This window comes from Avibacterium avium (genome assembly GCF_900454535.1).
Classification (GTDB): domain Bacteria; phylum Pseudomonadota; class Gammaproteobacteria; order Enterobacterales; family Pasteurellaceae; genus Avibacterium; species Avibacterium avium.
Window position 1 is genome coordinate 194,456 of the sequence record NZ_UGSP01000001.1, and the last position, 23,833, is coordinate 218,288.

The following is a 23,833-nucleotide window of genomic DNA, read 5'->3' on the forward strand; positions in this document are numbered from 1 at the left end:
ATAAAAAATGCGGTGAAAAATCACCGCACTTTCTCTTTTCTAAGCGTGATTATTTCAACGCCACTCTCGCATTTCTGAATAATCGCATCCACGCACCATCTTCTGTCCAGTCTTCTGGATACCACGAGTTAGAAACTGCACGGTAAACACGCTCTGGGTGTGGCATCATAATGGCAACACGTCCGTTGCGGTTAGTGAGTGCGGTAATGCCGTCCACTGAGCCATTTGGGTTGGCTGGGTATTGAGTGGTTGGCTTGAGATCATTATCAATATATTGCGCGATAATCAAATTTTGCTCACGCAACATTGTAAGTTGTTGATCGTTTTTGAACTCAACACGTCCTTCACCGTGCGAAACCGCGATTGGCATATGAGAGCCTGCCATTCCATTAAACCATAAAGACGCTGTATCATTGATGCGAACCATTGCAGCACGCGCTTCAAAACGCTCTGATTGGTTACGCACAAAACGTGGCCAGGCTTCTGTTCCCGGGATAATTTCAGCCAAATTCGCTAACATTTGGCAACCATTACATACCCCTAAAGCAAAGGTGTTTTCACGCTCAAAGAAAGTGGCAAATTGATCACGAAGTGCGGTGTTAAATAGGATAGATTTTGCCCAGCCGCCGCCAGCACCTAACACATCACCATAAGAGAAACCACCACAAGCAACAAGGGCTTGGAAGTCTTTTAAGTGATGACGTTGCTGTTGTAAATCGCTCATATGCACATCAATAGCATCAAAACCTGCGCGGTCAAAGGCGGCTGCCATTTCATAATGGCTGTTCACCCCTTGCTCACGCAAAATGGCAATGCGTGGACGCACACCTGTAGCAATATAAGGGGCGGCAATGTCTTCATTGACATCATAAGTTAAAGACACGGAGAAGCCTTTATCATTTGGATTTTTCTTCGCAGCAAATTCTTGATCGGCACATTCTGGATTATCACGCAATGCCTGCATTTTGTGAGTCAATTCGGCCCAAATACCACGCAGTTCAGAACGCGTTTCTTTCAATAACACTTTCGTGCCGCGCATAATTTCAACTTGATTGTCTGTGGTTACCGTGCCAAGTTCTTTCAGTAAATGTAATACGCCATTTTGCTCGAAAGCCTGACGAACAGCGGCCAGATCACTGTCTTTCACTTGAATCACTGCACCTAATTCTTCATTAAACAGCACGGCCAGATCGTTATCGCCCAACGCACTAATATCCACAGAAACACCACAATGCCCTGCAAAAGCCATTTCGGCAAGGGTGATGATCAAGCCGCCGTCTGAACGATCGTGGTAAGCTAGCAATTTTTGTCCATTCACCAGTTGTTGCATTGCATTGAAGAAGCCTTTCAGGCTTTCCACATTCACTACATCTGCGGGTTTATCACCTAATTGTTTATAAACCTGTGCCAATGCCGTTGCACCTAAGCGATTTTTGCCCTCACCTAAATCAATCAATAATAAACGGCTGTTGCCTTTATCTGTGCGTAATTGTGGCGTAACGGTTTTGCGCACATCTTCCACGCGCGCAAAGGCACTGATAACTAAGGAAAGCGGTGCGGTAACGGATTTTTGTTCGCCATTTTCCTGCCAAGTGGTTTTCATAGACATTGAGTCTTTCCCCACTGGAATGGTCAAGCCTAATTGCGGGCAAAGTTCTTCCCCTACGGCTTTCACGGCTTCATAAAGCCCGGCATCTTCGCCCGTATGCCCTGCGGCAGACATCCAGTTAGCAGAAAGTTTAATGCGTTTAATATCACCAATATCTGTTGCGGCAATATTGGTTAGGCTTTCTGCCACGGCTAAACGGGCAGAAGCAGCGAAATCTAACAATGCCACAGGCGCGCGTTCGCCCATTGCCATAGCTTCACCGTGGTAACTATCTAAAGCGGTGGTGGTTACCGCACAGTCAGCCACTGGCACTTGCCACGGGCCAACCATTTGATCGCGCGCCACCATACCCGTTACGGAGCGATCACCAATGGTAATCAGGAAAGTTTTCTCAGCCACTACAGGCAAGCGTAATACACGGTGTAACGCTTCTTTTAATTCAATAGTTGATTGATCAAGCGGTGGATTATGCACTTGTTTAGATACCACATCGCGCGTCATTTTTGGCGTTTTGCCGAGCAACACGTTCATTGGTAAATCAATCGGATCATTATGGAAATGATCATCGTGCAAGGTGAGATGTTCTTGTTCTGTGGCTTCACCAATCACAGCAAATGGCGCACGTTCACGCTGACAAAGTTGCTCAAATAAGGCCAATTTATCTGGCGCAACAGCCAGCACATAGCGTTCTTGCGATTCATTACACCAAATTTCTAACGGCGACATTCCTTTTTCGTCACATAAAATATCACGCAATTCAAAGCGTCCGCCACGCCCACCATCGTGAACAAGCTCAGGCATTGCGTTAGATAAACCACCTGCGCCCACATCGTGGATAAACAGAATTGGATTGTCCTCACCCATTTGCCAACAGCGGTCGATCACTTCTTGGCAACGGCGTTCCATTTCAGGGTTATCACGCTGTACAGAAGCAAAATCCAAATCTTCTTTCGATTTGCCTGATGCCATTGAAGAAGCCGCACCACCGCCTAAGCCGATATTCATCGCAGGGCCGCCAAGCACGATCAATTTCGCCCCCACAGGGATTTCACCTTTTTGCACGTGTTCTGCACGGATATTCCCGATACCGCCTGCGAGCATAATTGGCTTGTGATAGCCGCGCACTTCTTCGCCGTTAAAGCTGTTTACTTTTTCTTCATAAGTACGGAAATAACCAAGCAAAGCAGGACGACCAAATTCATTGTTAAATGCCGCTCCACCTAAAGGCCCTTCCAACATAATGTCTAGGGCAGAAGCAATACGGTTCGGCTTAGATAATGGATTTTCCCAAGGTTGCTCAAAATCAGGAATCAGCAAATTAGAAACGGAAAAGCCAACCAAGCCGGCTTTTGGTTTTGCGCCACGCCCTGTTGCCCCCTCATCACGGATTTCGCCGCCCGATCCTGTTGCCGCGCCCGGGAAAGGGGAAATTGCCGTTGGGTGGTTGTGAGTTTCCACTTTCATTAGAATATGGGCATCTTCGTTATGGTAGCGATATTGTCCATCTTGATCAGGGAAAAAGCGTCCAACCTTTGAACCTTCCATTACCGCCGCGTTATCTTTATAAGCAGAAAGCACATAATCTGGGGTTTTCTCAAAGGTATTTTTGATCATTTTGAACAGGGATTTTTCTTGTTTTTCGCCGTCAATGATCCAATCTGCATTAAAAATTTTGTGGCGACAATGCTCTGAATTGGCTTGTGCGAACATATAAAGTTCTACATCTGTTGGATTTCGCCCAAGTGCGGTGAAATTTTCCACTAAATAATCAATTTCATCTTCTGCCAATGCCAAGCCAAGTTCCACATTTGCTTGCTCCAACGCGCTACGTCCACCAGCCAAAATATCCACACGAGTAAATGCTTTTGGCGGCTGTTGTTGGAATAGCACTTCCGCTTCTTGTGGCGTACGGATCACCGTTTCCATCATTCGGTCATAAATATGGCTAATGAGTTGAGCCTGCTCTTGCTCATTTAACGCACGTTCTAACTCAAAATAAAACGCCAACCCACGCTCTAAACGCACCACTTTATTTAAACCGCAATTGTGTGCAATATCGGTGGCTTTTGATGACCAAGAAGAAATAGTACCAACGCGTGGGATCACAATAAAACATTCCCCTTGCGGTCCGTGTTGCGCCAAGGTTGGGCCATAATGCAATAACTGGGTTAATTCTTGCTCTTCAAGCGCATTCAGTGCTTCGCTGAGCTCGGCAAAATGGACATATTCGGCATAACAGGATTTAACAGGAAGCTGAGCTTGTTGGAAGCGAAGAGAAAGTTGATTTAAACGGAATGGGGAAAGGGCTGGTGAGCCACGAAAAATCTGCAACATAGACTTTACCATTGGTTAGATTAATGAAAACGGGGCTATTATAGAGTAATTTTTAGCAAAACGAAAACGTTTGCGTAAAAGATTGGGCAACAAGAATAGGGAAAATTTGCCACAAAAAAACACCGCACTTAAAAAGTGCGGTGTCATTTTATTCATTTATTCAGAAGATAGCTGGAAGATCAGCCCATACCGTATTTTTTTAATTTTTTGCGTAATGTGCCACGGTTAATGCCAAGCATTGTTGCTGCACGAGTTTGATTACCGCGAGTGTATTGCATAATCATATCGAGCATAGGGTGTTCAACTTCCGATAAAACTAATTCATAAAGATCGTCCACATCTTGACCATCTAATTGAGCTAAATAATTTCTGATCGCTTGTTTCACAGAATCACGAAGTGGTTTGTTTGTTACTTGAGATTGTGAATTTAATACTGAAACAGTCAGAGCTTCAGCTGGATTACGTTGTTGTTCTAACATTGTTGTCTTTATCCAATAAAATCAAATTAAAAAATTCTTCCAATGCCGTTATTTGCGCTTTCGCATTGGTAATGGCATTAAAAGTCTGTCTAAAACTGGAATTAGGTTGAATTCCCTGTAAATACCAAGCAACGTGCTTGCGTGCAATGCGATACCCTTTTTCTTCGCCATAAAATTGATGAAGTTCTTGAATATGTCGCAGAATAACACCGCACTTTTCTTTTAAACTTGGTGTTAAAGTTGTTGAGCCGTTTTCCACTAGCCCTGCCACAGATTGAAAAATCCACGGCTGACCTAGCGCACCACGCCCAATCATTATTGCATCAGCACCGGTGTAATCAAGCACCGCTTGGGCCTTTTGTGCCGATGTAATATCGCCATTGGCAATCACTGGAATAGAAACCTGTTGTTTCACCGCTTTAATGTTGTCGTACTCGGCTTCGCCCTCAAATAAACATTCACGAGTTCGCCCGTGAATGGTGAGGGCTTGCACACCTGCTTGTTCGGCAATTTTAGCGATTTCCACGCAGTTTCGATTTTGTCGATCCCAGCCTGTTCTAATTTTTAGTGTTACAGGCACGTCCACAGCACGCACCACCGCTTCAAGAATTTGTTGTACTAAATCGGGATATTGCAAAAGGGCAGAACCTGCCAATTTACGATTTACCTTCTTTGCAGGACAGCCCATATTGATGTCAATAATTTCTGCCCCATAGCCCACATTCACTTGCGCAGCTTGTGCCATTTCCTGCGGATCAGATCCAGCAATTTGCACAGCGTTAATGCCTACATCTTGATGATAAGCAAGACGTTGTTTCGATTTTTCTGTATGCCATACGCGCGGATTGCTCGCCATCATTTCTGAAAAGGTCAATCCTGCCCCATAGTTCGCACAAAGACGTCTAAAAGGTTGGTCGGTAATCCCTGCCATTGGCGCAAGCAAAATACGGTTTTTTAATTGATAATCACCAATTCGCACTGCGCTACCCCTAACAAGTTACTACCTTTTAACACACAATCTATCGCCAGCCACAACGGGCAAGGCGTGCTATAATACGCACTTTTCACCCATTTGAAAAGCATATTTTTTGAACAAAATCTATTTTTTTCGCTTTCTTTGACTTTTATTCAAAATAATCCATTTTCCAGATAAAAAAATGCCCCGCGCTCTTGACAAGTGCGGGGGAATTTTGGCTTATTTTGCCACACCAGTAATACGACACCACTCTTCGCGGATTGCCACGGGTTCAAGGGAAAATTGCTCTTGATAGGCTTCGCAGACAGATTGTGCTTGGCTTTCTAAAATGCCTGATAACCCGAGTTTACCTTGTGTTTTTACGAGCTGGCTGATGGTTGGCGCTAGTTCTTTTAATGGCCCTGCTAAGATATTGGCCACCACCACATCGGCTTGCAAATCTTGCGGTGCATCTTTGGCTAAAAAGAGTTGTAGGCGGTCGCTCACGCCATTTTGTTCCGCGTTGTTGCGGCTGGCTAAAATGGCTTGCGGATCAATATCAATGCCGATGGCACTTTTCGCCCCTAATTTCAACGCAGCGATCGCTAAAATCCCTGAACCACAGCCAAAATCGATGACTGTTTTGCCATTCAGATCTAGGCTATCGAGCCATTCTAAACAGAGTGCGGTGGTGGGGTGCGTGCCAGTTCCGAAAGCCAAACCAGGATCGAGCATCACGTTCACGGCATTTTCATCGGGCACTTCACGCCAGCTTGGGCAAATCCATAAACGTTTGCCAAACTGCATTGGGTGGAAATTATCCATCCATTCACGTTCCCAATCTTTATCTTCAATTTGTTCAATTTTATAAGCGGTTTCTTCGCTTAAATGCCCCGCATTTTTAAGCAAACTGACAATCTGTTGCATATCGGTTTCAGCGTCAAATAAAGCGATAACATCGGTGTTGCCCCACAGACGAGTTTCCCCAGGGAGCGGTTCAAAAATCGGGGTATCTTGGCTATCCATAAAAGTTACCGAAACCGAACCGATTTCTTCTAAATAATCACTGATCGTTTCCGCTTGTTGATTAGTACTATTAATGCGGATTTGAACCCAAGCCATAATTTTTCCTTCTTAATTTATTTTGTTGCGTTTTCGCCAAATTTGTTGCCAATCAAAAAGGCAATTAAGCCAAACAATAAAGACGGCACAATGGCGTGAAAATCAAACAGTTTAATACTTGCGGCCGTTAAGCCCACATAGCTGCCCAAGCCCACCACCATTGAGCAAATTGCACCAACGGCATTAGCTTTTTGCCAATATAGCCCCAGCACGATTACCCATAAAAAGGCAGCTTCCAAGCCCCCAAAGGCGAAAAGGTTGAGCCAGATGATCATTTGAGGTGGATTTAACGCAGCCAAGATCAAAAGTACGGTCAAAATTAGCGTAATTATTGAAGAAATCCAGCTAATTTTTTTCTGATTTTGCGCCATTTCTGGCTTGGCGCTGAGATATAAATCCTTCACAAAAATTGATGATGATTGAATCAGTTGCGCGTCAATGGTGGACATAATGGCTGACATTGGTGCAGCTAAGAAAATCCCTGCCACAATCGGCGGTAGCACTTGCAACATTAAAGTTGGAATCACCTGATCTGGCACTTCTAAGGCAGGCAGAATCGAACGCCCTAATGCTCCCGAAAGGTGCATTCCTAGCATCACTAAAACCAGCACCACCGTGCCGATTAACATTCCGTTATGCAAGGCTTTGCTGTCTTTAAACGCCATACAACGCACCGCAGTGTGTGGCAAGCCTACCACGCCAAAGCAGACTAAAATCCAGAAAGAGGCCATAAACTGAAAGCCGAGCATATCATTTGGCCCATAGGGGCTGGTTAAGTGCGGGTCAATTTCGTTAAGTTTTTGCACCGCACTTTCTACTCCGCCTGCGGCATAAATGGTCGCCCCGAGCAAAATGATCGTGCCAAGAATCATCACCGTTCCTTGAATGGTATCGGTTAGTACCACGGCGCGAAATCCGCCAATAAAGGTGTAAAGCCCTACGGTAACGGCAAAAATCAGTAGCGCATTGGTGTAGCTAATGCCAATGGTGGTTTCTAATAAGCGCGCACCACCGATAAATTGTACCGTCATTGCAGCAAAAAAGGCGATGAGCAAGGCGATACAAGAAATCCAAACCAAATATTTATTTTTATAACGATAAAGCAATAAGTCATTGATCGTTAAGGCTTTACTTTCACGCGAGAGCAAGGCGAATTTTTTCCCGAGCGCACCTAATGCCAGCCATACCGCAGGCACTTGAATCATTGCAAGCAACACCCAGCCTAAGCCAAATTTATACGCCGCACCCGGGCCGCCCACAAAAGAGCTAGCACTGGCATAGGTGGAAGCAGTGGTCATCGCTAGCACAAAGCCGGTCATTGAGCGGTTACCCACATAATATTCTGTTAAAAAATCCCCTTTGGAACGTTTTGTATAAGCATAAATCGCCGCGCCAAACACAAAGGCAAGATAAATCACTAGGGGGAAAATAATGCCAAGATTCATTGTTCCAATATCCTTATTTAACGTCCTTGCTCAGTGTCCTTGTTTTCTGGCTCAATATTTTCTAAATCAATCTCTTGATAGACGATTTTTACCACCCAATAAGCCACCACAATAAATAGCACGGGCAAATAAATACAGGCTAGCTCAAACCAAAGCGGAAAGCCCAAAGGCCCTTGCTGCCCTTTTGGCAAATAAGCACATAAACACCAGCCCAGAACATAAAGCAAGGTCAGCCCAAAGGCCCAACGTGCTTCTTTTGTCGCTTGCTGATAACGAGAATGTTGTTTCATAGTGTGAGTTGCACTCCTGTATTTTTCACCTTTATTGCTAGCAAAATCGAGGGCGAACTTCGTTGTTCGCCCACATCTAATCTTAGCAAAATATATCGACAAAAATCACCTTAAATATGTTGAAAATTGTCGGTTAATCGTTATTGCTGTTGAGCAAGAAAAGAGATTGCTAGGAATATTTCTCGCCAAAATAATTTCACAATTTTGCACCGCTCTTTTATACAAAATAAAGAAAAAATGCCGCAATAAAAAAGGCGTTATCTAAAACGCCTTTCGATCAAATAATGCAATTAATCGTGCATTCCTAATTTCTTCTCCAAATAGTGGATATTTGTGCCACCGTTTTGGAAGTTTTCATCGGATAGGATCAATTCGTGCAATGGAATATTGGTTTTAATTCCGCTGATAATGGTTTCAGCCAAGGCATTTTGCATACGGCGAATGGCCACTTCACGGGTATCCCCATAGGTGATTAATTTGGCAATCATTGAATCATAATGCGGTGGCACGCTGTATCCTGTGTAAATATGCGAATCCCAACGCACGCCTAAACCACCCGGTGCGTGTAAATGTTCGATTTTACCTGGTGAAGGTAAGAAGCTCTTCGGATCTTCCGCATTGATACGACATTCAATGGCGTGGCCGCGCACTTTAATGTCTTCTTGTTTGATAGAAAGCGGTAGGCCTGAAGCAATTAATAATTGCTCTTTCACCAAATCCACGCCCGTAATCATTTCCGTAACAGGGTGTTCTACTTGAATACGGGTGTTCATTTCGATGAAGTAAAACTCACCGTTTTCATATAAGAATTCAAATGTCCCCGCACCACGATAGCCAATTTCCACACAGGCCTTAGCACAGCGTGAACCAATATCACGGCGCATTTCTTCGGTAATACCTGGTGCTGGCGCTTCTTCCACCACTTTTTGATGACGGCGCTGCATTGAACAATCACGCTCTGCGAGGTAAACCGCGTTACCGTGGGTGTCTGCTAGCACTTGGATTTCAATATGGCGTGGATTTTCGAGATATTTTTCCATATACACCATATCGTTATTAAACGCCGCTTTGGCTTCCGCTTTGGTCATTGCGATGGATTCTTCTAAAGACTGTTCATCACGCACCACACGCATTCCACGACCGCCGCCGCCACCAGAGGCTTTGATGATCACAGGGTAGCCAATGCGTTGAGCAATCTCTTTATTTTTTTTCATATCGCTACCTACTGGGCCATCTGAACCTGGTACACAAGGCACGCCGGCTTTTTTCATTGCGTTAATGGCAGACACTTTATCCCCCATTAAACGGATTACGTCCGCAGTAGGGCCAATAAAGGTGAAGCCTGAGCGTTCCACTTGCTCGGCAAAATCAGCATTTTCAGACAAAAAGCCATAACCAGGGTGAATTGCGTCCGCGCCTGTCACTTCTGCCGCAGCAATAATCGCAGGGATATTCAAATAACTTTTGGTGGAAGGCGCAGGGCCAATACAAACGGTTTGATCTGCCAATAAAACGTGTTTGAGATCGCGATCTGCGGTGGAATGCACCGCCACAGTTTTAATGCCTAGCTCTTTGCAAGCACGTAAAATGCGTAACGCAATTTCTCCACGATTGGCAATAACAACTTTTTCTAGCATAAGAATTATCTCTTAGAATTGTAAGGCGAAGCCACGCTCCGCCTAAATAGAAATGAATTATTCGATAACGATTAACGGCTCATCAAACTCAACCGGTTCGCCGTCATTAATTAAGATCGCTTTTACCACACCTGCTTTGTCAGCTTCAATGCGGTTCATCATTTTCATTGCTTCAACAATACAAAGGGCATCACCTACTTTCACGGTTTGTCCCACTTCAACAAATGGTTTGGCATCTGGGCTTGGGCTGCGGTAGAAGGTTCCCACCATTGGTGAACGCACTTGATGACCTGATACTTCCGTAACCGCTGGCACTTCTGCTACTGGGGTTGGTTGTGTAACTGCTGGGGTTGCAGGCTGTGCAACAGGGGCAACACTTGGTACGGTATATTGCACCGCAGTGGCTGAAGGTGAACCACGATTAATGCGAACAGATTCTTCGCCCTCAGAAATTTCAAGCTCCATAATGCCTGATTCTTCAACTAATTCGATGAGTTTTTTAATTTTACGAATATCCATAGTTTTTTCCTAAAATGTGAATATTTTTCACCGCACTTTATGGATAATACAAAATGGGTAACACAAAGTGCGGTGGTTTTTAAACTTAAATTTCCGTGGCAAAGATTACCTGAAAACGATCCTTTTTGCGACAAAATTCTGTCAATTTCGCGAAATTTTCGGCAAATTATGCCTTATTTGCTAAATATTGTCGTGCATAATGGAAAGCAAATTCATAGCCTTGCGCACCTAATCCACAAATTACCCCCTCTGCCACATCGCTAAAGTAAGAATGATGGCGGAATGACTCACGCTTATGCACGTTGGACAAATGCACTTCCACAAAGGGAATTGCCACGGCTAGCAAGGCATCACGCAAGGCAACGCTGGTGTGCGTATAAGCCGCGGGATTAATAATAATGAAATCAACTTGTTGAAAACTTTGATGAATTTTCTCGATCAATTTTTCTTCACTGTTCGCTTGGAAGCAAGTGAGTTCAATCTGATGTTCATTTGCAAGCTGTTGCATTCGTTGCTCAATGGTACTTAAAGACAACGTGCCATAATGCTTTGGCTCACGTTTGCCTAGCATATTCAAATTCGGGCCATTAAGTAACAAAATTCGTGCAGATGCTGACATAATTAATCCTTTTCCCTTTAATTTGTTGCATTATAATGATTTTTCTAAAAATTGCCGTTGCCTTATGGCTGGTCGAACCAATGCAAATTTTAATCCATATTCACTTTGACGATATTTTCGCTGTTCAGTTCCAATAATGGTAACGTTGAGCCTTGCCACGGGCGAACAAGCTGATATTGCATAAGATCTAGCGTATCCAAGCCCGGCGTGGTATCTGGCGTGTAACGCTGTGCAATGCGAGCCAGTTGCGTTAAACCAAAACTGCTTTCTAAAGATGAGCTGATCACCGCCATAATGCCTTGTTGATGGGCCTTCTCAATCAGTTCAACGCAACGTGCAAGACTGCCCACTAGGGTCGGCTTGATGATGATCGCCGCTAAGTGCGGTTCTTTTTTCACTTGAAAATTTGGCTCGCGCACACTTTCGTCCCACGCGATAGCAATGCCTGTTTCAGCGGCGAACTGACGGCTTTCTTCAGGGGTTTTGCAAGGCTCTTCCAAAAATTGAATACGCCCACGATGTTCAGGTTTAATATATTTGGCAAACAGCTGCGCTTTCGCTGGCGTCCACGCACGATTGGCATCTAAACGTAATTTAAGATCAGGAATGGCTTCCAAAAACATATCGGCGATTAAACCATCACGATTGGCTTCGTATAAGCCTACTTTGATTTTCGCTACTTTTTCCCCTTCGAGCTGATCTAGCTCTGCATAAAGCTCATCAGGATCGCCATAGCAAAGGGGCGCAGTGCGGTAATTTCCTTGCTCCGGCAATTCGCCTTTCATTTCTGCCAAAGCACAACTTAGCCCAAACGCCACGGAAGGATACAACCCCTCCAAGGACAATTTTCGATTTTGACTGCGTGCCACATCCCAATCTTTCAGCCACTGCTTGGCTTGGGCTTCCGCCTGCTCAAGGGTTTCTTGGCTAAATTCAGGCAGTGGAGCAATTTCCCCCCAACCCTCGTGTTCACCACAACGAATTTGCACCAACAACCCCTCACGCAATTTCAAAAAGCGATTGCGTAACACCACTTGCGAATCCATTGGGATTTGATAACGATAAAGTTGATAAGAACGCATATTTTCTCCTTTTTATTCCTTAACTTTGTGCGCTGACTTCGCAATCCAAAAACAAATTAAACAAATGATCCCTAGCATTACAGACAAGAATGTCCCCGTAAGCAAGGTCGCAAGCAAACTGTGTAAAAAGAGCGATATATTTCTGCCAAATAAAACTTCCAATAAACTCAATGCAAAAAAGCCACAGAAGAACTCGATAGAAAAATGCAACAAAATCGAAATTTGAAAACATCCCCGAATAATGCCACTTTGTCGCAACGCATTACGCCATAAATGTTTATGCATTGCCCACAATTTGTAATCAATAAAGCTATAAAAGGCAATGAAGAAGCCAATGCCCACGATCATTCCTAATATAGAAAGAACATTACTGGACACCATTAGTCCAAAGGCAAAACATAACGCCGCATTAAATAACACCACCGCCGTCCAAAATAGAATGATTTTTTTGAGAGAGATTTCTTGCATTATTTTTTCACCTGTTTTTGATAAAGCACTTGCCCCACTTGCTGAATATGTTTGAGCAACTCTGAGTGGGTAATCTGTGAATAAATGGACAAATCGACCAAATAAGGAATATCTGAATCTTGTAATTCACCAAATAAACGATTCAAAGTTTCTGGGCTAATTTGTTCGCCCACCAAGGTTAAATCAATATCAGAACCTGCGCGATGCGTGCCTTTTGCTCTTGAGCCATAAATAATCACTTGCTCAATCTCAGGATAAGCTTGAAATAATGCCGTCAAACGAGATAGTGTTCGCTCGGTTAAGCCAAATTTTCCTGGCATAGCGCTACCATTTTTCCTTCAAATTGACCAAAGAGCGGATAATAAGTGCGGTAAATTTTTTCAACAATTTGATTAACCGTGCTTTCGTTATAACTATGCACCGATAAAATGCGATCGTCCACCATATCCAACCACGTTTGTCCATCATCAATTAACCCAATATTAAAGGCTTTACGAATAGCATCGCGACTACCTTGAATATCACTTACGCCTTGGTAATTGAGATAATCTTTCATCACACGCCAAGCTAGCTCGTAATTATATTCAAAGCACTGCACCAAACCTTGCTGTTCAAACTTGTTTAGCTTAGGTTGTTGGACAAATTCTGTAAGCTGAGTAAAGGCGCGTTGATAATTCTGTAACCGTTGTTGCCAGCGAATTTCCTGTTTCATTTAATTTCCTTGCCTACTACGGCTAATTAAAGAAAAGCAAAGTGCGGTGAAAATGTTGAGATTTTTCACCGCACTTGATGATTATGGATTGCGTTTAAATTTGCTGAAATCTGGCGCACGCTTTTCATTGAAGGCGTTGCGCCCTTCTTGCCCTTCTTCTGTCATATAGAACAGCATTGTGGCGTTGCCTGCCAGCTCTTGTAAGCCAGCTTGTCCATCACAATCTGCGTTTAATGCGGCTTTTAAGCAACGCAACGCAATCGGGCTGTTACGCAACATTTCACGACACCAACGCACGGTTTCTTTTTCTAACTCTGCATAAGGCACAACCGTGTTCACTAAGCCCATATCCAAGGCTTCTTGTGCATTATATTGACGACATAAGAACCAAATTTCACGCGCTTTTTTCTGCCCTACAATGCGTGCCATATAGCTTGCGCCCCAGCCACCATCGAACGATCCCACTTTCGGGCCTGTTTGACCGAAAATGGCATTTTCCGCCGCAATCGTCAGATCGCAAAGCATATGTAAAACGTGGCCGCCACCGATAGCATAACCTGCCACCATTGCCACCACAGGTTTCGGGCAGCTACGAATATCACGCTGAAAATCCAACACGTTTAGATGATGTACGCCAGCGTCATCTTTATAACCACCGTAATCACCACGCACTTTTTGATCGCCACCTGAGCAGAACGCTTTTTCCCCTTGTCCTGTTAGCACGATCACGCCGATATTTTCGTCAAAACGTGCGTCAGAAAACGCGTTGATCATTTCTTTCACGGTTTGTGGACGGAAAGCGTTACGCACTTCTGGGCGGTTAATGGTGATTTTGGCAATGCCATCGGTGGATTTGTGATAAAGAATATCCGTATAGCCTTCGCTATGATCAACCCACTCAACAGGGGCATAAAGCACATCATCTTTTGGATTTTGCATAATTAATTCCTTCGCTAAATAAATGTGGCTGGCATTATAGCTTAATCTGAGAATGACTAAAAGATCGGGGAAGTTTGCACAAAAAAAGCTGGGAATAACCCAGCTTTAGTAAAATGAAATGAATAATTAAAGAATATCCAACAATTCCACTTCAAACACTAATGTGCTAAATGGTGGGATTGCTGCACCTGCGCCACGCTCGCCGTAGGCAAGGTTATGTGGAATGGTGAGTTTCCATTTTGAGCCAACTGGCATCATTGAAAGGGCTTCAACCCAACCAGGGATTACGCCGCTTACAGGGAATTCAGCAGGTTGGCCACGTTGTACGGAGCTGTCGAATACGGTGCCGTCTGGCAATGTTCCGGTGTAGTGAACGCGTACTTGATCTTGTTTGCTTGGGATTTTGCCGTTACCTTCCACTAACACTTCATATTGCAAGCCTGAATCTGTTACTTTCACGCCGTCTTTTTTCGCATTTTCTACAAGATAGGCTTTGCCTTCTTCTTCAATTTTTTTGAATTGTGCTTGCGCTGCTTCTGCGGCTTGTTGTTGCAGTTGTTGTAAGGCTTGACTCACTTCGTTTAAGTCAATTGCTGGCGCATTTTGATTTAACGCATCAAAGATCCCTTTCGCCACTGCCTCTGCTTTTACTGCTAATTTGCTATCAACTAATTGCTGACCGATTTGTAAACCGATACCGTAACTGCCTTTGGCAGAAACATCATCTAAAGCGACTTGGTTAAAAAATTGTTCTGACATTGTTTTTTCCTTCTATTAAAAATAAATGTGTTTGATTAAGCGATTTATTACATCGTGTTTTTATAAGCTAACACTTCGCCCATATGCACTGGCACATCAACCGCCAACTGTTCTGCCAATTTCACTTGGTTTGGCTGGAATAGATTGATTACCGTAGAACCAAGCTGGAACGCGCCCATTTCTTGACCTTTGTGTAATTTCACGGCATTTTCACCGCTATATGTCCAGACTTTCACCTCTTTGCTGCGCGGTGGGTTAATCACGCCAGCCCATTGTGTACTAATGCTCGCTGTGATGGTTGCCCCCACTAAAATTTGTACCATTTGCCCAAATTCCGTATCAAACACGCAGATCACGCGTTCGTTGCGCGCAAATAAATTGGGAACGTGTTCTGCCAAAAATGGATTAACTGAAAACAGTTCACCCGGTACATAAATCATTTTGCGTAATGTGCCATCACAAGGCATATGGACACGATGGTAATCTCTCGGTGAAAGGTATATTGTGGCGAATTCACCATTTTTAAAGGCCTCAACCAATTCTTTATCATTGGCAAGCAGATCAGCAAGGCTAAAATCGTGTCCTTTGGCTTGTAATAAACGATCTTCATCAATATGCCCGAGCTGGCTCACGCGGCCATCTGCAGGTAAACAAAGTGAGGTAGGATTTTCATCAATTTTTCTCGCCCCTTCCGCTAAAGGACGGATAAAAAATTCATTAAAGGTCGCATAATCATTAAAATTTGGTTTAAGCGCTTCTTGCATATTGACTTGGTATTTTTTCGCAAATAATTTAATCACTAAATGGGTTAGCGCGCCCCAACTCTGCTTTGCAAACCAACCTGCAAGCTGGGTTAAATAAAGTTGCGGCATTACATATTGAAAGGCCACTTTTACACGTTGCCAATACGTTAAAGGCATTTGCGTTTTTAATGTCATAAGGTTTTCCTTTGTTAAAATGGAAGGGCGATTATATCAACTTATCCTACTTGTGCAACGATATGCGGATTTTGCCTTGATTTATCACAGGAATGGGGGTAGTGTTCACAAATCTTAAATTTTATTATATTTTCTCGATTGACGCTCCATCGGGTTCCCTTCAGTCTTGCCCGAATGGAAGTTAAATTTTTAGGCGAAAAAAATTGTAATTTTGTGTAGCGAAGCGAAACAAAATCTCTTTTTTCGCCGTATAAAAAATTTAACTGGAATGAGGACAAAAAGCATAGCTTTTTGAGCGTTGCGTTAGCAACGACCCAATAGGGTGAGCAAGTGAACAAGGTGAACTTGCGAATAATAGCAAGACTGCAGGGTGTGCTTTCTTTTGCCTACTTTGCTTTGCACAAGCAAAGAAAAGTAGGTCGCCCTTTTAGGGCGAAACCTAAAGACGCTCAAATGTTCCGATTAAAATAACAAAATTAAAGGAAGAGCAAAAATGCAAGAACAATCCCTCCTTAATATCGATAAAAACCACATCTGGCACCCTTATTCACGCATTAACAGTGATGCGCCGATGTTTGCGGTGGAACGTGCGGACGGGGTGGAAATCACGTTGAAAAATGGCAAGCGGCTGATTGATGGAATGTCTTCTTGGTGGGCAGCGTTGCACGGTTATAATCACCCGAAATTGAACCAAGCGGCGAAAGATCAGTTGGAAAAAATGAGCCATATTATGTTCGGTGGATTTACCCACGATCCCGCTGGTGAGCTTGCCCAGCGTTTGGTGCGATTATTGCCTGCGGGCTTGGATAAAATTTTCTTTGCCGATAGTGGCTCGGTGGCGGTGGAAGTGGCGATGAAAATGGCGGTGCAATATCAGCAAGCCAAAGGTGAAAGCCAGCGTTACAAATTCGCCACTATTCGTTCAGGCTATCACGGCGACACCTGGCACGCGATGTCCGTGTGCGATCCGATTACCGGAATGCACAGCCTGTTTGCCAAAGGCCTGCCCGTGCAATATTTTTTACCGCAACCGAAAACCACCTTTGACGGACAATGGCAAGAGGCGGATATTCAGCCGCTCAAAGATTTGCTGGCAGAAAAGAGCGGTGAAATTGCTGCCTTAATTTTAGAGCCGATTGTACAAGGTGCGGGGGGAATGTATTTTTATTCGCCGACCTATTTAGAAAAAGCGCGCGCCTTGTGTGATGAATATGGTGTCTTGCTGATTTTTGATGAAATCGCCACGGGATTTGGGCGCACAGGCAAACTGTTTGCCACAGAATATACCAATATCAAGCCAGATATTATCTGTTTAGGCAAAGCTCTCACAGGCGGTTATTTAACCCTTTCTGCCACCGTTACCAACGCTCACATAGCAGAAACCATTTGTAACGGCGAGGCAAAATGTTTTATGCACGGACCTACGTTTATGGGCAACCCGCTGGCTTGTGCCATTGCCTGTGCGTCCATTGATCTTCTGTTAGAAAGTGATTGGCAAGGCAATGTGCAACGCATTGAGCAACAATTAAAAATGGAACTTGCCCCTGCAAAATCCTTCAAGGCGGTGAAAGAGGTGCGTGTGCTGGGGGCGATTGGCGTGTTAGAAATGAAAGCCCCCGTGGATTTGAATATTTTACAACCAAACTTTGTCGAAAAAGGCATTTGGCTACGCCCTTTCGGCCATTTGGTGTATATTATGCCTCCTTTTATTATTTCGGCAACCCAGCTCAGCCAGCTCACGCAAGGCTTATTGGCAGTACTCAAAGAGGTTTACAATGAATAATCATCTCGCTGATTTTGCACAAACACTGGCAGAACTTAAAGCTCAAGGGCAGTTTCGTCAGCTTCCCCAGTTAGATCATCAAGGCAAGATGATCGTCAAAGACGGACGTACAATGCTCAATATGTCCTCTAATGATTATTTAGGTCTTGCCAATGATGACGCATTGAAAAGCGAATTTTTAAAAAACTATGGCGAAAACCTACCGCACTTTACTTCCTCTTCCTCAAGGTTACTCACGGGATCTTTCGCCATTTACGAACAGCTCGAAAGCCTAATGGCAAGCCGATTTGAATGCGAGGCGTGCTTGCTGTTTAATAGTGGCTATCACGCCAACATCGGTATTTTGCCCGCGGTGGCAAATAAGAAAACCCTGATCGTGGCGGATAAATTGGTTCACGCCAGTATCATTGATGGCATTCGTTTGAGCGAGGCAGATTTCGTGCGCTATCGGCATAATGATCTCAATCATTTAGAAAGCCTACTCAGCAAGCACCAAAACCAGTATCAACGAATGATCATCGTAACCGAAAGCCTATTTAGTATGGACGGTGATATAGCAGATTTGCCACAATTAGTGGCGCTTAAACAACGCTTTGGTAACGTGTTGCTCTATGTGGACGAAGCCCACGCCATCGGCGCTTATGGAAAAACAGGACTAGGCATTGCGGAACAGCAAGGTTGCCTGCAAGACATTGATTTTCTAGTAGGCACCTTTGGCAAAGCCTTGGCATCAATGGGCGCTTATGTGGTGTGCGATCAGCTCATTAAAGATTATTTAATTAATAAAATGCGACCGCTGATTTTTTCTACCGCGCTGCCGCCATTGTGTGTGGCGTGGACCGCATTTCTGTTTGAAAAACTCCCGCACTTTGCCGCGCGCCGCCAACATTTACATCAGCTAAGCGAAAAAGTGCGGTGCTTTTTTCGCGAGAATTTAGCCCAATCAATTCTGAGCGAAAGCGGTATTATTCCTTATATTATCGGTGATAATCAAAAAACCGTGGCAACAGCGCTTGCCTTACAGCAACAAGGCTATTATTGTTTGCCGATCCGTCCGCCTACGGTACCAAAAGGCACATCACGCATTCGCGTTTCTTTAACAGCGGATATGACAGAGCAAGAAGTGGACGCTTTTCTCACAACCTTAATGGAATTTGAGCAACAACAATGCAAATAGAATTAATCAAGCGCGCAGATAATAATCCAAATTTAATCATTTATTTTGCGGGCTGGGGAACGCCAGCCAGTGCGGTTTCTCACTTAGCGTTACCAGAAAACACCGATTTATTGCTGTGCTATGACTATCAAGATCTGGCATTGAATGTGGATCTTTCCCCTTATTCGCAGATCCGTGTGGTGGCTTGGTCAATGGGCGTGTGGGTGGCAAATCAGATACTTGGGCAAACGCCTCTTGTTAGCGCGACTGCCATTAACGGCACAGGCAAGCCTTGTGATGATGCAATGGGCATTCCGCAAGCGGTATTTATCGGCACGCTAGAACAGCTAGATGAACGCAATTTAGCCAAATTTCAACGCAGAATGTGCGGTGATAGCACCACGTTCGCACAATATAACCAATTAGTAGGGCAACGTAATTGGCAGCAAGTGCGGTCAGAATTAGGCGAACTTTATCAATCTATTCAGCAAAATAATGGAAAATCGCTGAACTGGACAAAAGCTATTGTAGGGGAGAAAGATCGCATTTTCCCTAGCCAAAATCAGCTTAACTTTTGGCAAACTTATGCAGCGGTGCAAAAGCAAAGTGTGGCACAAAAACAAAGTGCGGTGCAAAATGGCACAGAATTTGTCTTACAGACAATGCCATTAGCGCACTATCCTTTTGCACAATTTCACGCGTGGGCTGAGTTATTTTAATGAAGTCGGTAGATAAATCTCGCGTTGCGCAATGCTTTAGCCAAGCCTTACAGAGCTACGACAATCAAGCACAAGCGCAGCAGCAAATTAATCAGCAACTGTTACAGCTGTTATTGCAAACGGGCAGAACGGCTTTTTCACAAGTGCTGGAAATTGGTTGTGGCACGGGGCATTTTAGCCAACTTTTAGCGCAACATTTACAAGTGAAATCTTGGGCATTTAACGATTTATGCGATGTGAAAAGCCAACTTAACGCCCTATTTCCACAAGAGAATGTTGTTTTTTATCAAGGCGATGGGGAAAACTATCCGTTTCCTGCGCATTATGATCTCATCGCTTCCGCTTCTGCGGTGCAGTGGTTTGCTGATCCGCACGGTTTCGTCAATAAATGTGCCGATTTATTGCGTGAAAATGGCATCTTGCTGATTAGCACTTTTGCTCCACAAAATTTAGCAGAAATTCGTGCGTTAACGGGAATTGGCTTGGATTATCCTGATTTGGCTCAATGGCAACAATGGCTGAGTGAAAGATTTGAGATCAAAGCCTTATTTGAACAAGCGATGCCGCTGTATTTTTCTAATCCGTTGGCGGTGTTGCAACATCTCAAAGCCACTGGCGTTACTGCCACAGGGCAAGGGCGTTGGACAAAGGGACGATTGCAACAATTTATTGCAGATTACAAAGCGCAATATGAAAATCCGCAAGGACAAGTGCGGTTGAATTATCAGCCACTTTTTATTTTGGCGCAAAAATTATAGCAAGGGGAAACAAAATGACAGGGCAAGTGATCTTTATTTCGGGCATTGACACCGATGTAGGAAAAACCATCGCCACAGGCTGGTATGGGAAAAAACTTGCGCAACAAGGTTTTTCGGTCATTACGCAAAAAATGATCCAAACAGGCTGCGAAGAAATTTCTGAAGACATTGTGCAACACCGCAAATTGCAAGGTATTGAGCTATTGCCCGAAGATCAGCAAGGACTAACCTGCCCTTATTTATTTTCTTACCCTTGTTCTCCGCATCTCGCCGCACGCCTAGAAAATCGTGAAATTTGCACCGCACTTATCCGCCAAGCAACAGACAAGCTGGCCGCGCGTTATGATTATGTGCTATTGGAAGGCGCAGGCGGCTTGTGCGTGCCTTATGATGAACAGCACACCACCTTAGATTATGTGGCCGCGCAAGGCTATCCTATGATTTTAGTAACCTCAGGAAAACTGGGCAGTATTAATCACACCTTGCTTAGTTTGTTAGCCTGCAAGCAGTATCATATTGAATTAAAAGGATTAATTTATAATCGCTATCCCTTAGGCGATGAAACCATCAATGATGAAACGACGCGTTATTTGGAAAATTATTTGCACCAACATTTTCCTCAAGCAGAATTTTTCCGTTTAGAAAAACAAGATCAAATTTAAGAAAAAGGAAATTCGCACTTTTCGCATAAAAAATCATAATTTCCTTTGACTAATTGAACATCAAAAGGTAATATGCACGCCCTATGCAAAAGGTAAAACTACCCCTTACAACTGATCCAGTAAAGGATGCACAGCGTAGATTGGATTATGATGGCTATTATGCAATCAACCAACTTGGTCGCCTGGCTGAATCAGTAAATAAAGTGCTCAGCGATGCACAGGTAACATTATCATTTTTCATTGATCCACAAAAATTAGTGGTAATGAAAGGCAAAGCTCAGGTTGAAGTGGAACTCACTTGTCAGCGCTGCGGTGAACCTTTTAACCAAATCTTGGAAGCCGAGTTTGCATATAGCCCTGTTTCTAATTTGGATCAAGCCGATGCGTTACCAGAGATTTATGAACCTATTGAACTTAACGAGTTTGGGGAAATAGATTTACTGGCAACAATTGAAGATGAATTGATGTTATGTCTGCCGATTGTGCCGATGCATTCATCTGAACACTGTGAAGTGTCCGTGGCTGAACAGGTTTTTGGCGAATTGCCCGAAGAATTGGCAAAAAAACCGAACCCGTTCGCTGTATTAGCTAGTTTAAAGCAAAAGTAAATTTAGGAGTATAGCCAATGGCTGTTCAACAAAATAAAAAATCTCGTTCACGTCGTGATATGCGTCGTTCACACGATGCCTTAACTACTGCAGCAGTATCAGTAGATAAAGCAACTGGCGAAACCCATTTACGTCACCACGTTACTGCTGACGGTTATTACCGCGGTCGTAAAGTGATCAACAAGTAATTCCTTTTTATATAAGGTATTCACTTGAGCCGTCTAACCCTTGCGTTAGATGTGATGGGCGGGGACATTGGTCCCCGTGTTACTATCCCAGCATCCATAAAAGCGTTGGAACAAGATCCGATGCTTTCTCTTTTATTATTTGGCGACAGCCAAAAAATTCTCCCTTTATTAGAAAAGATCCCCACTGCGTTGCAAGCTCGCATCAAGGTTTGCCATTGCAGCAGAATCATTGAAAATACCCAAGGTTTGTCTTATGCCCTGCGTCATAGCAAAGGCACATCAATGCGTTTAGCCATTGAAGCGGTGCAAAAAGGCGAGGCACAGGCGTGCGTGAGCGCTGGCAATACGGCGGCATTAATGGGCTTAGCCAAAATTTTATTGCAACCGCTGAAAGGGATTGAGCGTCCTGCGTTAATTTCTGTGATCCCTACAATGAATGGCGATCGTTCTGTAATGCTTGATCTTGGTGCCAATATTGAATGTAGTGCAGAAAATCTTTATCAGTTTGCATTAATGGGATCAATTTTTGCTGAGAATTGTTTAGATCTGGTTTTTCCGCGTATTGCGTTGCTAAATATTGGCATCGAAGAAATTAAAGGATATAAATCTATTCGTGATGCGGCAGAATTATTGAAGCAAAATCCCACCTTAAATTACATTGGTTTTATTGAGGGAGATTTATTGCTCAACGGCAAAGCTGATGTGATTGTCAATGACGGCTTTGTGGGCAATGTGGCATTAAAAACCTTAGAGGGCGCGGCAAAGAATGTGATTTCTTTATTCAAAGGCAGTCCAACATTGAATAAAACAAATCATATTTTAAAACCGATTTTTCGCTGGTTTGTGCGAACTTTCTTGTTGAAAGGGAGCTATCAACGCTTAAAACAAATTAATCCAGACCAATATAACGGCGCGTCATTAATTGGTTTAACCGCTGTGGTCGTCAAAAGCCACGGCAGCGCTAACATTGATGGCTTTGCTTACGCCATTGCTGATGCGGCACAGCAAGCAAGACAAAAAATCCCTGAAAAGATTTTAGCTGGCTTGCAAAGATATTAGCTTTCAATTCATTAATCATTAGAAATTGTTATGTATAGTAGAATTTTAGCCACTGGTAGCTATGCGCCAGAACAAGTGAGAACAAATGCCGATTTAGAAAAAATGGTGGATACCTCTGATGAGTGGATCACCACGCGTTCAGGCATTAAAGAACGCCGTATTGCAGGTGAGAATGAAACCGTTGCGACAATGGGCGCAGCGGCCGCGCAGAATGCCCTAGCAATGGCCAATATTGATCCACAAGAAATCGATCTCATTGTGGTTGGCACAACCACGAATTCTCATTCTTACCCAAGTGCAGCTTGTCAAATTCAAGGCATTCTTGGCATTAAAGACGCCATTGCCTTTGATGTTGCAGCAGCTTGTACAGGTTTTGTGTATGCCCTTTCAGTGGCGGATCAATTTGTGCGTAACGGACAGGTGAAAAAAGCCTTGGTAATCGGTGCGGATTTAAACTCACGTCATCTTGATGAAACCGATCGCAGTACAGTAGTGTTATTTGGTGATGGTGCAGGTGCGGTGATTTTAGAAACCGATGAAAATACAGGGATTATTTCAACCCACTTACACGCTTCGCCTGATACCGATAATATGCTCGTATTACCACAGGCTGAACCTAAGGATACCCATTCTGGTTATATCTCAATGCAAGGCAATGCCACGTTCAAATTGGCGGTGAGCCAATTGTCAAACGTGGTGGAAGAAACTCTTGCTTTCAATAAGCTAGACAAAAAAGATATTGACTGGTTAGTGCCACATCAAGCGAACTTACGCATTATCAGCGCCACTGCGAAAAAACTAGAAATGGATATGTCGCAAGTGGTGATCACCCTTGATCGCTATGGCAATACCAGTGCCGCCACCGTGCCAACTGCTCTTGATGAAGCAGTGCGTGATGGACGTATTCAGCGTGGTCAATTAGTCTTATTAGAAGCCTTTGGCGGTGGTTGGACTTGGGGTGCAGCCTTAGTTCGTTTTTAAATTTATCTGCTA

25 protein-coding genes are annotated in these 23,833 nt (G+C 43.9%); 9 read left to right on the top strand and 16 right to left on the bottom strand.

Annotation, left to right across the window (positions count from 1 at the left end; genetic code table 11):
• Positions 1–49 precede the first annotated feature (49 nt).
• The 16 genes from purL to asd all read right to left on the bottom strand — a co-directional run bounded on the left by purL (position 50) and on the right by asd (position 15,907).
• Positions 50–3,943 carry a phosphoribosylformylglycinamidine synthase gene (gene purL / locus DYC50_RS00990; RefSeq protein ID WP_115248648.1) on the bottom strand — a complete coding sequence of 1,298 codons (3,894 nt, stop codon included), beginning with the start codon at positions 3,941–3,943 and terminating at the stop codon, positions 50–52.
• Positions 3,944–4,122: 179 nt separating this feature from the next.
• A complete protein-coding gene (fis, locus tag DYC50_RS00995; protein WP_103855173.1) occupies positions 4,123–4,422 on the bottom strand; it encodes a DNA-binding transcriptional regulator Fis in 300 nt (99 codons plus the stop codon).
• Positions 4,403–5,401, bottom strand: coding sequence for a tRNA dihydrouridine synthase DusB (gene dusB, locus DYC50_RS01000; protein WP_115248649.1), 999 nt, complete (start codon positions 5,399–5,401; stop codon positions 4,403–4,405). The genes fis and dusB overlap by 20 nt, the downstream gene beginning before the upstream one ends.
• A gap of 216 nt (positions 5,402–5,617) precedes the next feature.
• On the bottom strand, positions 5,618–6,499 hold the full coding sequence (prmA, locus tag DYC50_RS01005; protein ID WP_115248650.1) for a 50S ribosomal protein L11 methyltransferase: 882 nt from the start codon (positions 6,497–6,499) through the stop codon (positions 5,618–5,620).
• Between the two features lie 17 nt (positions 6,500–6,516).
• A complete protein-coding gene (gene panF / locus DYC50_RS01010; RefSeq protein ID WP_115248651.1) occupies positions 6,517–7,944 on the bottom strand; it encodes a sodium/pantothenate symporter in 1,428 nt (475 codons plus the stop codon).
• 17 nt (positions 7,945–7,961) lie between these two features.
• Positions 7,962–8,234 carry a YhdT family protein gene (locus DYC50_RS01015; RefSeq protein WP_103855177.1) on the bottom strand — a complete coding sequence of 91 codons (273 nt, stop codon included), beginning with the start codon at positions 8,232–8,234 and terminating at the stop codon, positions 7,962–7,964.
• A 290-nt stretch (positions 8,235–8,524) separates the two neighbouring features.
• A complete protein-coding gene (gene accC, locus DYC50_RS01020) occupies positions 8,525–9,871 on the bottom strand; it encodes an acetyl-CoA carboxylase biotin carboxylase subunit (RefSeq protein ID WP_115248652.1) in 1,347 nt (448 codons plus the stop codon).
• A 57-nt stretch (positions 9,872–9,928) separates the two neighbouring features.
• On the bottom strand, positions 9,929–10,390 hold the full coding sequence (accB, locus tag DYC50_RS01025) for an acetyl-CoA carboxylase biotin carboxyl carrier protein (RefSeq protein WP_115248653.1): 462 nt from the start codon (positions 10,388–10,390) through the stop codon (positions 9,929–9,931).
• 166 nt (positions 10,391–10,556) lie between these two features.
• Positions 10,557–11,009 (bottom strand): type II 3-dehydroquinate dehydratase, encoded by a 453-nt coding sequence (gene aroQ, locus DYC50_RS01030; protein ID WP_115248654.1) that lies wholly within the window; start codon positions 11,007–11,009, stop codon positions 10,557–10,559.
• Positions 11,010–11,098: 89 nt separating this feature from the next.
• Positions 11,099–12,091 carry an o-succinylbenzoate synthase gene (gene menC, locus DYC50_RS01035; protein ID WP_115248655.1) on the bottom strand — a complete coding sequence of 331 codons (993 nt, stop codon included), beginning with the start codon at positions 12,089–12,091 and terminating at the stop codon, positions 11,099–11,101.
• 12 nt (positions 12,092–12,103) lie between these two features.
• Complete coding sequence (locus tag DYC50_RS01040) at positions 12,104–12,559, bottom strand: hypothetical protein (protein WP_115248656.1); 456 nt, start codon at positions 12,557–12,559, stop codon at positions 12,104–12,106.
• Positions 12,559–12,879, bottom strand: coding sequence for a nucleotidyltransferase domain-containing protein (locus DYC50_RS01045; RefSeq protein ID WP_115248657.1), 321 nt, complete (start codon positions 12,877–12,879; stop codon positions 12,559–12,561). Before DYC50_RS01045 ends, DYC50_RS01040 begins: the two co-directional genes overlap by 1 nt.
• Entirely contained in the window at positions 12,858–13,271 is a 414-nt protein-coding gene (locus tag DYC50_RS01050) for a nucleotidyltransferase substrate binding protein (RefSeq protein ID WP_115248658.1), read from the bottom strand. Before DYC50_RS01050 ends, DYC50_RS01045 begins: the two co-directional genes overlap by 22 nt.
• An 81-nt stretch (positions 13,272–13,352) precedes the next feature.
• Positions 13,353–14,210, bottom strand: a complete 858-nt coding sequence (gene menB, locus DYC50_RS01055; protein ID WP_115248659.1) for a 1,4-dihydroxy-2-naphthoyl-CoA synthase — start codon at positions 14,208–14,210, stop codon at positions 13,353–13,355.
• Positions 14,211–14,336: 126 nt separating this feature from the next.
• Positions 14,337–14,969, bottom strand: a complete 633-nt coding sequence (gene bamJ, locus DYC50_RS01060) for a BamJ family beta-barrel-assembly machinery protein (protein WP_115248660.1) — start codon at positions 14,967–14,969, stop codon at positions 14,337–14,339.
• Positions 14,970–15,016: 47 nt separating this feature from the next.
• Positions 15,017–15,907 (bottom strand): archaetidylserine decarboxylase, encoded by an 891-nt coding sequence (gene asd, locus DYC50_RS01065; RefSeq protein ID WP_172459057.1) that lies wholly within the window; start codon positions 15,905–15,907, stop codon positions 15,017–15,019.
• 493 nt (positions 15,908–16,400) lie between these two features.
• On the opposite strand from asd, the gene bioA reads away from it, so the two are divergent.
• From bioA to DYC50_RS01110, 9 genes are all read left to right on the top strand, one after another.
• Entirely contained in the window at positions 16,401–17,690 is a 1,290-nt protein-coding gene (bioA, locus tag DYC50_RS01070; protein ID WP_115248661.1) for an adenosylmethionine--8-amino-7-oxononanoate transaminase, read from the top strand.
• Complete coding sequence (bioF, locus tag DYC50_RS01075) at positions 17,683–18,867, top strand: 8-amino-7-oxononanoate synthase (RefSeq protein ID WP_115248662.1); 1,185 nt, start codon at positions 17,683–17,685, stop codon at positions 18,865–18,867. The genes bioA and bioF overlap by 8 nt, the downstream gene beginning before the upstream one ends.
• Complete coding sequence (locus DYC50_RS01080; RefSeq protein ID WP_115248663.1) at positions 18,858–19,565, top strand: DUF452 family protein; 708 nt, start codon at positions 18,858–18,860, stop codon at positions 19,563–19,565. Before bioF ends, DYC50_RS01080 begins: the two co-directional genes overlap by 10 nt.
• Positions 19,565–20,323 (top strand): malonyl-ACP O-methyltransferase BioC, encoded by a 759-nt coding sequence (gene bioC / locus DYC50_RS01085; protein WP_115248664.1) that lies wholly within the window; start codon positions 19,565–19,567, stop codon positions 20,321–20,323. The genes DYC50_RS01080 and bioC overlap by 1 nt, the downstream gene beginning before the upstream one ends.
• A gap of 14 nt (positions 20,324–20,337) precedes the next feature.
• A complete protein-coding gene (gene bioD, locus DYC50_RS01090) occupies positions 20,338–20,985 on the top strand; it encodes a dethiobiotin synthase (RefSeq protein WP_115248665.1) in 648 nt (215 codons plus the stop codon).
• An 83-nt stretch (positions 20,986–21,068) separates the two neighbouring features.
• Positions 21,069–21,593 (top strand): 23S rRNA accumulation protein YceD, encoded by a 525-nt coding sequence (yceD, locus tag DYC50_RS01095; RefSeq protein ID WP_103853742.1) that lies wholly within the window; start codon positions 21,069–21,071, stop codon positions 21,591–21,593.
• Positions 21,594–21,610: 17 nt separating this feature from the next.
• Positions 21,611–21,781, top strand: a complete 171-nt coding sequence (gene rpmF, locus DYC50_RS01100; RefSeq protein WP_103853741.1) for a 50S ribosomal protein L32 — start codon at positions 21,611–21,613, stop codon at positions 21,779–21,781.
• A gap of 24 nt (positions 21,782–21,805) precedes the next feature.
• The gene (gene plsX, locus DYC50_RS01105) at positions 21,806–22,840 is read left to right on the top strand and encodes a phosphate acyltransferase PlsX (protein ID WP_115248666.1); all 1,035 of its coding nucleotides are present in this window, start codon (positions 21,806–21,808) and stop codon (positions 22,838–22,840) included.
• Positions 22,841–22,870: 30 nt separating this feature from the next.
• On the top strand, positions 22,871–23,821 hold the full coding sequence (locus DYC50_RS01110) for a beta-ketoacyl-ACP synthase III (protein WP_115248667.1): 951 nt from the start codon (positions 22,871–22,873) through the stop codon (positions 23,819–23,821).
• Positions 23,822–23,833 lie beyond the last annotated feature (12 nt).

Coding starts and splice junctions, on each gene's coding strand:
- purL (WP_115248648.1), bottom strand. CDS start 3,943: ATGTTGCAGATTTTTCGTGGCTCACCAGCCCTTTCCCCATTCCGTTTA.
- fis (WP_103855173.1), bottom strand. CDS start 4,422: ATGTTAGAACAACAACGTAATCCAGCTGAAGCTCTGACTGTTTCAGTA.
- prmA (WP_115248650.1), bottom strand. CDS start 6,499: ATGGCTTGGGTTCAAATCCGCATTAATAGTACTAATCAACAAGCGGAA.
- panF (WP_115248651.1), bottom strand. CDS start 7,944: ATGAATCTTGGCATTATTTTCCCCCTAGTGATTTATCTTGCCTTTGTG.
- DYC50_RS01015 (WP_103855177.1), bottom strand. CDS start 8,234: ATGAAACAACATTCTCGTTATCAGCAAGCGACAAAAGAAGCACGTTGG.
- accC (WP_115248652.1), bottom strand. CDS start 9,871: ATGCTAGAAAAAGTTGTTATTGCCAATCGTGGAGAAATTGCGTTACGC.
- accB (WP_115248653.1), bottom strand. CDS start 10,390: ATGGATATTCGTAAAATTAAAAAACTCATCGAATTAGTTGAAGAATCA.
- aroQ (WP_115248654.1), bottom strand. CDS start 11,009: ATGTCAGCATCTGCACGAATTTTGTTACTTAATGGCCCGAATTTGAAT.
- menC (WP_115248655.1), bottom strand. CDS start 12,091: ATGCGTTCTTATCAACTTTATCGTTATCAAATCCCAATGGATTCGCAA.
- DYC50_RS01040 (WP_115248656.1), bottom strand. CDS start 12,559: ATGCAAGAAATCTCTCTCAAAAAAATCATTCTATTTTGGACGGCGGTG.
- DYC50_RS01045 (WP_115248657.1), bottom strand. CDS start 12,879: ATGCCAGGAAAATTTGGCTTAACCGAGCGAACACTATCTCGTTTGACG.
- DYC50_RS01050 (WP_115248658.1), bottom strand. CDS start 13,271: ATGAAACAGGAAATTCGCTGGCAACAACGGTTACAGAATTATCAACGC.
- menB (WP_115248659.1), bottom strand. CDS start 14,210: ATGCAAAATCCAAAAGATGATGTGCTTTATGCCCCTGTTGAGTGGGTT.
- bamJ (WP_115248660.1), bottom strand. CDS start 14,969: ATGTCAGAACAATTTTTTAACCAAGTCGCTTTAGATGATGTTTCTGCC.
- asd (WP_172459057.1), bottom strand. CDS start 15,907: ATGACATTAAAAACGCAAATGCCTTTAACGTATTGGCAACGTGTAAAA.
- bioA (WP_115248661.1), top strand. CDS start 16,401: ATGCAAGAACAATCCCTCCTTAATATCGATAAAAACCACATCTGGCAC.
- bioF (WP_115248662.1), top strand. CDS start 17,683: ATGAATAATCATCTCGCTGATTTTGCACAAACACTGGCAGAACTTAAA.
- DYC50_RS01080 (WP_115248663.1), top strand. CDS start 18,858: ATGCAAATAGAATTAATCAAGCGCGCAGATAATAATCCAAATTTAATC.
- bioC (WP_115248664.1), top strand. CDS start 19,565: ATGAAGTCGGTAGATAAATCTCGCGTTGCGCAATGCTTTAGCCAAGCC.
- bioD (WP_115248665.1), top strand. CDS start 20,338: ATGACAGGGCAAGTGATCTTTATTTCGGGCATTGACACCGATGTAGGA.
- yceD (WP_103853742.1), top strand. CDS start 21,069: ATGCAAAAGGTAAAACTACCCCTTACAACTGATCCAGTAAAGGATGCA.
- rpmF (WP_103853741.1), top strand. CDS start 21,611: ATGGCTGTTCAACAAAATAAAAAATCTCGTTCACGTCGTGATATGCGT.
- DYC50_RS01110 (WP_115248667.1), top strand. CDS start 22,871: ATGTATAGTAGAATTTTAGCCACTGGTAGCTATGCGCCAGAACAAGTG.